Source organism: Alkalihalobacillus bogoriensis ATCC BAA-922 (genome assembly GCF_000621445.1).
GTDB lineage: Bacteria > Bacillota > Bacilli > Bacillales > Bacillaceae_F > Bacillus_AO > Bacillus_AO bogoriense.
In genome coordinates this window covers 395,682-408,157 of sequence record NZ_KK211277.1, presented here as the reverse complement: position 1 = coordinate 408,157, position 12,476 = coordinate 395,682, and the positions used below count along the sequence as shown (strand labels likewise).

Annotated in this window: 8 protein-coding genes; all 8 read left to right on the top strand. The window is 36.7% G+C overall.

What is annotated here, in order from left to right; all coding sequences use genetic code 11:
- The first annotated feature begins 229 nt into the window (after positions 1–229).
- On the top strand, positions 230–2,509 hold the full coding sequence (locus tag T323_RS0117825) for a beta-L-arabinofuranosidase domain-containing protein (RefSeq protein ID WP_026674499.1): 2,280 nt from the start codon (positions 230–232) through the stop codon (positions 2,507–2,509).
- A 366-nt stretch (positions 2,510–2,875) separates the two neighbouring features.
- The gene (locus tag T323_RS0117820) at positions 2,876–3,913 is read left to right on the top strand and encodes an autoinducer 2 ABC transporter substrate-binding protein (RefSeq protein WP_156942472.1); all 1,038 of its coding nucleotides are present in this window, start codon (positions 2,876–2,878) and stop codon (positions 3,911–3,913) included.
- Positions 3,903–5,723: a cache domain-containing sensor histidine kinase gene (locus T323_RS0117815; protein WP_026674497.1), complete on the top strand. Its 1,821-nt coding sequence runs from the start codon at positions 3,903–3,905 to the stop codon at positions 5,721–5,723. Before T323_RS0117820 ends, T323_RS0117815 begins: the two co-directional genes overlap by 11 nt.
- The gene (locus T323_RS0117810; protein WP_026674496.1) at positions 5,707–7,329 is read left to right on the top strand and encodes a helix-turn-helix domain-containing protein; all 1,623 of its coding nucleotides are present in this window, start codon (positions 5,707–5,709) and stop codon (positions 7,327–7,329) included. The genes T323_RS0117815 and T323_RS0117810 overlap by 17 nt, the downstream gene beginning before the upstream one ends.
- A 167-nt stretch (positions 7,330–7,496) precedes the next feature.
- Positions 7,497–9,008, top strand: coding sequence for a sugar ABC transporter ATP-binding protein (locus T323_RS0117805; protein ID WP_026674495.1), 1,512 nt, complete (start codon positions 7,497–7,499; stop codon positions 9,006–9,008).
- Positions 9,009–9,028: 20 nt separating this feature from the next.
- Positions 9,029–10,066: an ABC transporter permease gene (locus tag T323_RS0117800; protein WP_051556590.1), complete on the top strand. Its 1,038-nt coding sequence runs from the start codon at positions 9,029–9,031 to the stop codon at positions 10,064–10,066.
- Positions 10,067–11,104, top strand: coding sequence for an ABC transporter permease (locus tag T323_RS27035; RefSeq protein ID WP_051556589.1), 1,038 nt, complete (start codon positions 10,067–10,069; stop codon positions 11,102–11,104).
- A 70-nt stretch (positions 11,105–11,174) separates the two neighbouring features.
- Complete coding sequence (gene rhaS, locus T323_RS0117790) at positions 11,175–12,230, top strand: rhamnose ABC transporter substrate-binding protein (RefSeq protein ID WP_026674493.1); 1,056 nt, start codon at positions 11,175–11,177, stop codon at positions 12,228–12,230.
- Positions 12,231–12,476: the final 246 nt, after the last annotated feature.

Genomic DNA, 12,476 nt, shown 5'->3' with positions numbered 1-12,476 from the left:
AAGAGAAGAAGTGTCCTTCATAAGCCTATTGTAGTTGTACTCCTTACAAAATTTACAGAACCCACCACCTTTAGATAAAACAATGAGAGTTCATTGTAAAAGTTATCAATTTTTAAGTAAATCTCACCCATAAACGAATAATTCATGATAAGATAGTGTCAACAAATCATAACATAAACGTTAATTATAAATAAAATCATAACGTTTTGTTGAGGGGAGACTGATTTTTGTGGAAACGATTTTACGAGAAGGTGTATTCAAGGACTCACAAGAAAAAGGAAAAGAATACTTACTATATTTAGATGTAGATAGGCTAATAGCGCCATGTTACGAAGCGGTTGAACAAGAACCTAAAAAACCACGTTATGGTGGATGGGAATCAACAGGAATAAGTGGACATTCTATCGGACACTGGCTTTCAGCAGCGGCACAAATGTATGCGGTAACAAAAGATGAGAAACTGAAAGAAAAAGTGAATTATGCAGTAGATGAACTAGCACATGTTCAAAGCTATGATAAGGATGGGTATGTGAGTGGATTTGCCCGAACATGTTTTGATACCGTTTTTACTGGAGAGTTTGAAGTTGAGCATTTTAGTTTAGCTGGTCAATGGGTTCCATGGTATAGCATCCATAAAATTTATGCTGGCTTAATCGATGTTTACCAACTTCTAGGGCATCAACTGGCATTAGATGTTGTAATTAAACTTGCAAATTGGGCAAAAAGAGGGTCGGACAATTTAACAGAAGAGCAATTTCAAAAGATGTTAATTTGCGAGCATGGCGGCATGAATGAAGCGATGGCCGATTTATATGTTCTTACAAAAAATCAAGATTATTTACATCTAGCAAAACGCTTTTGTCATCAGCTAGTGCTTGAACCTCTTGCTCAAAATAAAGATGTCCTTGAGGGGAAACATGCCAACACTCAAATTCCAAAAGTCATTGGCGCAGCAAAACTCTATGATATTACTGGAGAAGAAAAGTATAAAAGGATGGCGCTGTTTTTTTGGAATGAAGTCACAAAAAAACGATCCTATATTATTGGTGGAAACAGTATTAATGAACATTTTGGACCAACGAATAGTGAAAAATTAGGCGTCCAAACGACAGAAACATGCAATACTTATAATATGTTGAAGTTAACAGAATATCTTTTTAATTGGTCACAAGAAGGAAAATACTTTGATTTTTATGAAACGGCTCTATACAACCATATATTAGCATCACAAGATCCGGAAACAGGGATGAAAACTTATTTTGTCTCGACTCAACCAGGTCATTTCAAAGTATATTGTTCGCCGGATAATTCTTTTTGGTGTTGTACAGGAACAGGAATGGAAAACCCTGCACGTTATACGAGAAATATCTATTCTCAAAAAGATGGGAAGTTGTTTGTCAATTTGTTTATTGCTTCTCAGTTTGAAACTGAGGATAAAAAAATAAAAGGAAAACAAGAAACGAACTTCCCGTATGATGACAGGACGACAATTACAATTGATACCATTGATGAGTCAATGTCTTCCATTTACGTTCGCTTGCCTTATTGGGTAGCTGATCAAGTTATGATTTCTGTAAATGGCGAAAAGCAAAAGTATTCAGTCGAGAGTGGATATGCAGTAATGACAAGAAACTGGAAACCTGGAGATGAAATTGATGTAACGTTGGCGATGGACCTTCATCTCTATAAGGCGAAAGATGAGCCAAATAAAGTTGGATTTATGTATGGACCTGTCGTTTTAGCCGGAGCTTTAGGAAAAGAAAACTTCCCTGAAACAGATATTCTGGGGGACCACTTAGCATTAAATAATCATCCACTTATTGACGTTCCTGTCCTTGTTGCGGATAAAATGAATATTAAAGAATGGATCAAAAAAAGTGAAGATGAGCCATTGACATTTATAACAGATCCAGTAGGACAACCAGGTCATAGTCGAGTCCGCCTTATACCTTTTTTTGCTTTGCATCATGAGCGTTATTCTTTGTATTGGAATGTCATGGATGAAGAAGCGTTCCAAACATTTGTAGATAAAGAACAAAAAGAACTTGAGCGATTACGAAAGATTACCGTAGATGAAGTTCAACCGAACGAACAACAGCCAGAAGTCGAACATCATATTGAGAAAAAGAATTCTAGGTCTGGTTATGTTGCAACGGTGGAACGTGGGTGGCGTGATTGTCGTGATGATGGCTATTTCAGTTACACGATGAAAGTGGACCCTACAAAGCAAATGTATTTACAAGTCCAGTATTTTGGAGGCGACCGAACGTTTATACTCGATGGAAAAACATATGAAAGACATTTTCACATTTTAGTAGATGATAAAGTTATTGCCGAGCAACGTCTTGATGCCAATGAACCTTTTGAGGAACTGATTACTGCCTATTACGACATACCAATAGAACTAACTAGTGGCAAACATACAGTAAAAGTCACATTTAAATCAACAGAAGGAAAGGTTGCGGGTGGCGTATATGGTGTAAGAATCATAAATACTTTGGAAAAATAAAAGATAAAAGTCTTAGAAACATGTCAGGAGTACATTAACGGACACGTGTTCCGTTAATGTGCCCATATTCAAGGAAATCTTGATGCTACCGGACATCTATTCCGTTAATGAAGAAAAAAAGAAGTGAAACTCCGAAAATACAAAGAGATAGCGGAACACATGTCCGATAGGTTCTGAGAAACAAAGGTTTTGGGTGAAATAGCGGAACGCATGTCCGCTACGTTCTGCAAATAGAAAGCCAGCTATGAATAAAAATCATAGCTGGCTTTTTGTTAGTATGAGGTAAGAAGAATTACTTTACTAGCTACACCTTTTTATAAAAAAAGAGTATAATACGAGAAAATGAAAAAAGAGGTGGGAGCACTCATGAAAGTATTTTGTTCTATTATCTTTCTATTAATTGTAAGCGGTTGCAACATAATGAGTGACAGTGATTCTCCCTATGAGATTGTTTATGAAAATGAGCAAGCACCTTCATTTGAACAAGAGAACACGGATGAGGACCAAATAACAGTGGCTATTGTTCCTAAACTTGTTAACATCCCATATTTTAATGCAGTAGAAAAAGGAGCAAGAGAAGCGGCAGAAGATTTAAATGTGAATGTCATATATAAAGGTCCACCACTGGCTGATTCATCTTTACAAATTGAGATTATTGAAGACTTAATCAAGCAAAACGTAGATTTATTAGCTGTATCGGCAAATGATCCTGAAAAACTAGCACCTGTGTTGCAAAAAGCAAGGCAACTTGAGATTAAAGTGATTACATGGGACTCCGATACGCTTCCTGGCTCACGTGACTTGTTTATTAACATGGTTGACCCGGAAACATTAGGTCGGCATTTAATGGATTTACTAGCGTGGAATACAAATGAGCAAGGAAAATTTGCTATTATGACCGGTTCATTTACAGCAGCTAACTTAAACGAATGGGTTCATTGGATTAATATTCAACATGAAGAATATTATTCACAAATGACGTTAGTAGATATCGTTGCCAATGATGAAGACCCACATCAAGCTTATATATTGGCAAAGGAGTTGCTTAAAGAACACCCTGATTTAGATGGGATAATTGGGAGTGCTTCTGAAGGACCTCCGGCTATAGCAAAGGCGGTGAAAGAGCTAGGAAAAAGTGGAGAAGTAGCGGTTGTTGGATTAGCCTCTCCTAGTCAAATGAATGAGTACTTGAAGGATGGAACTGCTCAAGCGGTAACGTTATGGAGCCCGAAAAAGCTCGGATATTTAACCGTAGCGATATCAAAAAATGTAGTAGAAGGAAAAGAACCGTATGATAGACAAGATATTCCGAAAGTTGGAAAAATTCGTATGATAGGAGATACAGTCATTATGGGAGAACCGATAGATTATACAAAGGACAATGTAGACCAATATGATTTCTAAAATCATAAGTTTTAAGAATTATCGTCTTCGAACAAAGTTAGTTGTCATGTATTTTATCCTTACCGTTCTCCCAATGGCGCTTTTAGGTTATGTGGCATATAGTCATTATACAACGTCAATTGAAGAGCAAGTCGGTGAATATATTCCAAAATTACTAGAACAAGCGAATGAAAACATAAAAAATCAGTTAAGAGAAATCAAGGAATTACCAGATACGATTTATAACTCGAGCCAAGTTATGAGCATATTGCGAAAAGACGTGTATCAAAACCGCTCTTCATTGTTACAAGACCAATTTTTCATTAATAATTATTTAACGAGACACTATATAAATGGCGCGAATCCTGATATTTTAGGTGTCTTTATTTTTTCAAATAATCGACAGTTTCAAAGTGTGAAAGTACCGTATGACCAAATTGATTTTCAATTTCCTTCCCTTTATTATGGTGAAAATTTTGAGATTGAGGGTAATGAAACTGTTTTTTTATTACCACATCAAACAGCACTTCAGTTTGAAGGAAACCCTCCTTATATATTATTGATGAAGCAACTGACAGATTTAGAAAATCGAAAAAACTTAGGGACTATTGCTATTGCGATTGAAGTATCTTTCTTAAAAGATGTAGTGCATAAATTAAATGCCGATGAAAAAGCATCAATATGGATGATGGATCATACAGGTCGAATTATTTATCATACAAATCCAGATTTAATTGGAACCATTGATGTACATTCATATGATTATCCTAAAATCAATGGAAGCTTTAGAACGAAAAAAGAAGAAAAAACGAGGTTAATTAGTATTGACCATTTGGAACAAGAAAATTGGGTGTTAGTTCATAGTGTATATGTTAGACATTTAACGGAAAGGACGGATTTGGTACGCAATATTACTGTGATGATTTTTATCATCCTCGTTCTGATCAGCACGGGTTTAGCGATTTTATTATCATGGAATGTATCGAGCCCATTACAAAGATTAGCACGATCTATGAAACTGGTAGAGAAAGGGAATTTTAATGTGGACCTATCTGTTGAACGACAAGATGAAGTGGGGATGATTGCGAACAGTACTAATAAAATGATAAAAGAAATAAGAGAGTTAATTCGAGAGAAATATCATATTCAATTAAAACAAAAAGATGCAGAATTATATGCACTACAATCTCAAATTAACCCTCACTTTATGTACAATACGTTAGAAACGATAGCAATGGCGGTTGAAGATGATGAAAAAGAAACGGTGGTTCAAATGGTAACGATATTAGGGCGTATGCTGAGATTTTCGATTAGTAATAAAGATGATCTTATTCCGATTGCGGATGAAGTAGCTCATGTTAAGGACTACTTAACGATTCAAAAAATTCGCTTTGAGGAAAGTTTGGACTTTTATATAACTGAAAAATTAAATGCGAAAGATGTGTTCACTCCAAAATTTATTCTTCAACCCATTGTTGAAAACGTCATCAAATATGCGATTATCCCAGGAAAGGTTACCACTGTTGAGATAGGGATTGAAACATATACAGAAAAATGTAGAAAACAGGAAGGTGTTTTGTTTACGATTAAAGATAATGGCTCTGGTATGAATGAAGAAGTGTTGTATAATATCGAACAATTACTTTTGGCTGATCCGATGAAAAAACGAGATTCACGCTTTGGGTTAGTGAATGTACATGCTAGAATTGCCCTTCAATTCGGGGAAGGCTATGGGTTGACGATTACAAGCGATACTAGCGGTACAGAAGTGACAATTCAAATTCCTTTAATAAAAAGAGAGGAGGTTCATTATAATGAGTCACTGCATTAGAGCAGTCATTGTTGATGATGAAAAACGCATTAGACGTGGCATTGAAAAAATGGTAATCGCATGTGGGCCCGATTGGAGCGTGGAAGCAGCGTATAGTGATGGTCAAGAACTTGTTTCTTCCTATGATGAACATCCATTTGAATTTGACGTGTTAATTACAGATATTCGAATGGCATTAATGGATGGCCTAACGTTAATAAAAGAAATGAAAAAGCGAACTCATTTTTATCCACTTGTCATAAGTGGATACGACGATTTCTCCTATTTGCAAACAGCTATCAGGGAAGGTGCTCTAGATTATTTACTGAAGCCAATCGACCGAAATGAGTTTAACATACAACTTGAGGCAGTAAAACAAAAGATTCAAAATGAAAGAATGGAGAAAAGACAGTTCGAGATAATGGTGAAACAAGCCTCGCTAGTAACAAAAACGAAACAACAAGAAAAATTACTTGAATTGACAGCTTATGAAGAGAAAGATGTTTCTGTATTTGACCAACTTATAGACTTTCCAAGTGGCATATTTATTTCTGTCCTTATCAGTGTCGATCAAAAAGTAGAACATTCAAAGGTATTGTCTGAGGAAGACTCGAAATTGTGGACATTTGCTCATGAAAATATTTTACAAGAGCAAGCGTCCTCTATTAAAGGAAACTGGTGGAAATGGAAATTAGCTAATGCTTGTACGATGATGTTATTTCATTCTTCCGAAGGGGAAAGTCTAAACGGATTAAAACAGGATGTAGACACCTTTTCAAGAAAACTGCAACAAGCAATTACTCACTATACGCCCCTTTCTAACACGATAATCATTAGCAAACCGTTCACAGATATTACTTCGTTACCTAGCGTGAAAAAAGACCTGACCCGGCTATTGCCTTTTCGAGTCATTTATGGGGGAAATCAAACTTTTTTCCACGGGCAGACACGACAATATTCTGTGACAGACAATCAGTATTTAGCGCAAGTACAGCCTATCATTCAAAAAATACTCGAAGACTTTGAAAGAATAGATAAAGCAAGTTTACAAGTTCATATCCTACAATTTAATGAAATAATTCAACAAATCCAATCACCCACAAACATTTCCGATATTATCCGTTCTTGCGTCATACAAATTAGTAGCTTTGTAATGAGCCATACACGAACGTTAGAGTTTGAAAGCTTTCCTTTTATAAACACAATGAGTAATTTTTCGGAGTTAACAACTGAAATCACGAATTGGATTTATGATAGGTTTGCCGAGCTGGAGAAGAGTGACGAAACGAGGTTGTTTGATAATATTCGCATCGTAAAAAGATGGGTTTCAGAAAATATTGCCAATAATATTACGATTGAAAAGGTAGCAAATGAAGTGTATATGAATCCAACCTATTTTTGCGAATACTTTAAACAGCAAACTGGAGAAACGGTGTTAGACTATGTAACAAAAGTTCGTATGGCGAAAGCGAGAGAGTTACTACTCACAACAAATTTGAAAGTATATGAAATCTCTAACGAAGTCGGATATTCTGATTCAAAATACTTTAGTAAGTTGTTTAAAAAATATTATGGGGAAATTCCATCAAAATATAAGGTAAACATACAAACACGTATACAAAAATAAGAAAAGAAAGATGTGGTTAAAGCATCTTTCTTTTCTTATTTTCAGAAAATTCTCTCACTATAACCGAAAGTTGTCACCTTTTGAGAAAAGAGTGGATGGATTATCATTATTTGTAAGCGTTATCAAGTAAGTGTTTATTAGAAATAGAAATGGTAGGGAGTGAGAAAATGACTGAATACGTACTAGAAATGAAAGGGATTACGAAAAGATTCCCTGGAGTAACGGCTCTAGACAATGTCCACTTTAAACTAAAACCAGGAGAAATTCATGCGTTAATGGGAGAAAACGGGGCCGGAAAGTCGACTTTTATTAAAGTCATTACGGGCGTCCACGCTCCGAATGAAGGGGAAATGTTTGTCAGAGGGGAAAAAGTAGAGTTCTCTAACCCAAATGAAGCTCAAGCCAAAGGAATTGCCGCCATTTATCAGCACGTTACGAATTATCCTGATTTGACCGTCACTGAAAATATATTTATGGGACATGAAAAAATAGAAAAAATCACAAAACGGCTTCTATGGAAACAAATGCATGAAGAAGCTAGAGCCATATTAAAGTCACTTGGGTCTTCCATTGATCCAAGAGCAGAAATGGGATCGCTTAGTGTTGCTCAGCAGCAAATTGTAGAAATTGCAAAAGCGATTTCTACTAAAGCGAAAATTATTATTATGGATGAACCAACAGCGGCCTTAACAGCAAGGGAAAGTGAGGAACTATACAAAATTACTGAAAGTTTACGAGAAAATGGAGCTTCTATTATTTTTATTTCGCATCGATTTGAAGATATGTATCGACTAGCCTCACAAGTGACAGTACTCCGAGATTCTAAATATATAGGTTCTTGGGGTATTCATGAGATTACAAATGAGGAATTAGTTGTAGCGATGGTTGGAAGAGAAATTACACAAGTATTTCCAACTAAAAATACGGTTATTGGTGATGTCCTATTCGAAGTGCAAGGGCTAAGTAAAACGGGATATTTTGCTGATATTTCATTTCATGTACGGAAAGGCGAAATTTTAGCTATAACAGGTCTTGTTGGGGCGGGAAGGACAGAAGTTTGCCAATCGCTATTTGGCATTATGCCTTATGACAAAGGGCAAATTCGATTAAACGGAAAAAAAGTAATGATAAAAAGCCCAAAACAGGCAATGAAACTTGGAATCGGCTATTTACCTGAGGACCGTCAATTACAAGGTTTGGTGCTGCAATGGGGAATTGGAAAAAATATAACGTTGCCGGCGCTTTCTCAACTTTCCAAAAAAGGGTGGTTACGTGAAAAAAGTGAAAATGCGCTTGCAAAAGAATTAGCTGAAAAGGTACAGGTTAAAGCAAATAGCATATTCGATTTAGTTAGCTCATTATCTGGAGGAAACCAACAGAAGGTTGCTGTTGCAAAATTACTTACTGCGAAATTAGATATTATTATCATGGATGAACCTACAAAAGGTGTCGATGTTGGGGCAAAGTCTGCCATATATGAAATTATCCAGAACTTAGCTGCCAAAGGATATGGCATTATTATCGTTTCATCAGAAATGCCTGAAGTTATTGGCATGAGCGATCGTATTGCTGTTATGCGTGCGGGGAGAATTGCAAAAATATTTGATAAAGATGCTGTGACTCAAGAAGAAATCCTAGAAGCAGCAATGACGGATAGTTCAAAAAAAGAAATCAGCTAAGACAATGGAAGGAAGAGGTGATGGAGTTGGCTGAGGCAGCTATTGAACAGACAAATGAGAATGTGGATAAGAAAGCATCGTTTTTAGCGGGGGTTTCAAGGTTTCGTGAGCTAGGATTATTGGTCTTTATTATTCTCCTTTGTATATTTGTTCAAACACGAAATTCTAGTTTTTTCACCGTGGGCAATTTAACCGATATGATTACGAATACAGCTATATTGAGTATCCTTGCGTTAGGAATGATGCTTGTGTTAATAACACGAGGAATTGACTTATCGGTAGGCTCGACCCTTGCTTTATCAGGAATGGTAGTGGCACAAGTTGTAAGCATGTATCACGGCATGCATCCTATTATTGCAATTTTGCTAGGAATAGGAATTGGAATAGTGTGTGGTATCACGATTGGGTTTTTAGTTGCTAAAATAGGGATTCTCCCGATTATTGCAACATTAGCAATGATGAATATTTTCCGCGGTTTAACGTTTACAGTAAGTGGTGGACAATGGGTAAGTTCATATCAAATGTCTGAACAATTTGTTTCGATTGCGACAAGCAAAATAGTTGGTGTGAACACTCTTGTGTTTATTGCCATTGTCATTTACCTCGTCGCATTTTATTTTATTAATCATACGAGAACAGGGAGACAAATTTATGCTGTTGGAAGCAACCCAGAATCAGCCAAAGTGAGTGGAATTAATCAAACGAAAATTTTACTTATTGTGTATTCGATTATGGGTGGATTAGCGGGATTATCAGGAGTGTTGTGGGTTTCTAAATTTGCATCTGCTCAAGGAGATACTGCTTCTGGATACGAGCTAACGGTCATTGCCGCATGTATCCTTGGGGGCGTAAGTATTGCGGGCGGATCTGGGAAAATATCTGGTGTGATTTTAGGAGCTGTATTATTAGGTATATTAAATAATGCTCTCCCTTTAATGAATGTTTCTCCATTTTGGCAAATGGCGATTCAAGGATCGATTATTTTAATCGCGGTCATTATGAATACTCTCGTTAAGCGTGGAGTGAACCGCAATCATCTGCTGAGGAGGAAAATATAGATGGAACCTAGAGTTGCAAATCAAACCAAATATGTACAACGCACACTTGGAAGCAATCAATCATTTTCTCTTAAAACATTTTTCTTCCAGTGGGAATGGGTGTTAGTTTTAGTTTTTATTTTAGTACTCATTATTAATACAAATTTATCACCATATTTCTTAAGTGCAACAGGATTACGAGATGCGACTGCTATTTTTCTCGATAAAGCATTTATTGTGTTGCCGATGGTATTGATTATGATATTGCGTGACATTGACATTTCTGTAGGCTCAACGGTGGCTTTATCATCGGTTATTATGGCTACTCTTTACAACAGTTTAGGTGTTCCAATGGAATTGGCAATAGTTTTATGCCTTGTTGTTGGGGCAGTATGTGGCCTAGTTAATGGATTGTTAATTGTTAAATTTAAAGAACTTTCTGCTGTCATTGTCACGTTAGGAACGATGATTTTATATCGAGGCATTGCTTATGTCATTTTAGAAGACCAAGCCTCTGGTCAATTTCCGAGTTGGTTCAGCTTTTTTGGTTGGGGGAATATAGGAGGCATTCCCTTTATCCTCATTATGTTTGTTATTTTTGCAGTTGCTTTTACAATATTGCTTCATAAATCAACATTTGGACGGCAAGTTTATGCGATGGGTAATAATGATACAGCTAGTCGTTTTTCAGGAGTTCAAGTTGATAAAGTAAAAATCATTGTGTTTACACTAGCTGGCTTAATGGCTGCAATTACTGCTATTTTTTTAGCTTCAAGAATGGGGAGTACTAGACCAAATATTGCAACGATGTATGAATTAGATGTAATTGCAATGGTCGCGCTAGGCGGAATTAGTACGGCTGGTGGTAAAGGTAGAATGATAGGTGCGATAATTGCCGTTTTTATTATTGGATATCTCCAATATGGATTAGGGCTTATTAATATTCCTTCACAAATGATGCTCGTTATTGTTGGTTTGTTGTTACTCGTAGCTGTCGCCATTCCAAAGCTATCAATTAGTCAAAAGATTCAAGAGTGGAAACGCAAAAAAATGAAGTAGTTACTAACGGTCCGGCTGTTTCGGCAGTTTGGCTGATTATGTATAAAACATTAAAAAAGGGGAGAAAAGGATGAAAAAGTTTTTTGTGAAATGGGCTACTATTGGATTAGCAGCTGTGATGCTTACCGCTTGTGGAAGTGAAGCAACAAATCAGGGTGAACAACCTTCTGAGGGTGGTTCAAGCTCTAATGATGGAGATAGAACATACGCGATGGTCTTTAAAAATACTGGAAATCCATATGGTGAAAAAATGATGGATGGGTTTGAAGAAGCAATAAATGAAGTTGGTGGAAATGTCATTCTCCGTTCCCCGGACCAACCAACGGCGGAAGGGCAAATTCAAATTATTGAACAATTAATTACACAGCAAGTCGATGCGATTGCGATTGCTGGAAATGATGAGGATGCTTTGCAACCAGTATTACAGAAAGCAATGGATGCAGGCATTAAAGTTCTTTCTGTTGATTCTTCTGTAAACGCCAACAGTCGAATCGTTCATGTGAATCAGGCTGACCCGGAAAGAATTGGTCGTTCCCAAATTGAAGCTGTAGCTGAAATGATAGAGTATGAAGGAGAAATTGCTGTATTAAGCGCAACATCTCAAGCGACAAATCAAAACATTTGGATCGAATGGATGAAAAAAGAATTAGAAGATCCAAAGTATGAAAATATGGAATTAGTGAAAATAGCATATGGTGATGATTTACGTGATAAAAGTACATCTGAAACCGAAGCATTATTATTACAATATCCTGATTTAAAAGCAATAATCTCCCCTACTACCGTAGGGATTGCAGCAGCAGGTAAAGTTCTGACGGATAAAGGGCTACAAGGTGAAATCGCACTAACTGGTCTTGGACTTCCTAGTGAAATGGCTTCCTATATAGAAAACGGTGTGTCACCAGCGATGTTTTTATGGAATCCAATTGATGTTGGATATGGGGCAGGTATGGCTGCTTATGCATTAGTGGAAGGGGAAATAAAAGGGGTTGTTGGAGAGAGTCTAGAATTAGGAAGGCTTGGGCAAAAAGAAGTCGTTGAAGATGGAGAAGGGACACAAATTATGTTAGGCGACCCATTCCGCTTTGATGCAAGTAATATTGATGAGTGGAAAGAGGTTTACTAAAGAAGAAAGTAGGAGGACAAAGAGATTGATCCTCCTTTTTTGTTTTCATGATTGAAGGCGAGGATATCAAATTGGATAACGGACATGTTTTCCGCTATTATACATATTTTCAATGAAATCTTGATGCTACCGGACATCTATTCCGTTAATGAAGAAGTAAAAAAGTGAAACTCCGAAAATACAAAGAGATAGCGGAACACATGTCCGATAGGTTCTGAGAAACAAAGGTTTTGCGTGAAATAGCGG

What these genes read in the sequence shown, in the direction of transcription:
- T323_RS0117820 (WP_156942472.1), top strand. Translation starts at nt 2,876, where the DNA reads ATGAAAGTATTTTGTTCTATTATCTTTCTATTAATTGTAAGCGGTTGC.
- T323_RS0117815 (WP_026674497.1), top strand. Translation starts at nt 3,903, where the DNA reads ATGATTTCTAAAATCATAAGTTTTAAGAATTATCGTCTTCGAACAAAG.
- T323_RS0117810 (WP_026674496.1), top strand. Translation starts at nt 5,707, where the DNA reads ATGAGTCACTGCATTAGAGCAGTCATTGTTGATGATGAAAAACGCATT.
- T323_RS0117805 (WP_026674495.1), top strand. Translation starts at nt 7,497, where the DNA reads ATGACTGAATACGTACTAGAAATGAAAGGGATTACGAAAAGATTCCCT.
- T323_RS0117800 (WP_051556590.1), top strand. Translation starts at nt 9,029, where the DNA reads ATGGAGTTGGCTGAGGCAGCTATTGAACAGACAAATGAGAATGTGGAT.
- T323_RS27035 (WP_051556589.1), top strand. Translation starts at nt 10,067, where the DNA reads ATGGAACCTAGAGTTGCAAATCAAACCAAATATGTACAACGCACACTT.
- rhaS (WP_026674493.1), top strand. Translation starts at nt 11,175, where the DNA reads ATGAAAAAGTTTTTTGTGAAATGGGCTACTATTGGATTAGCAGCTGTG.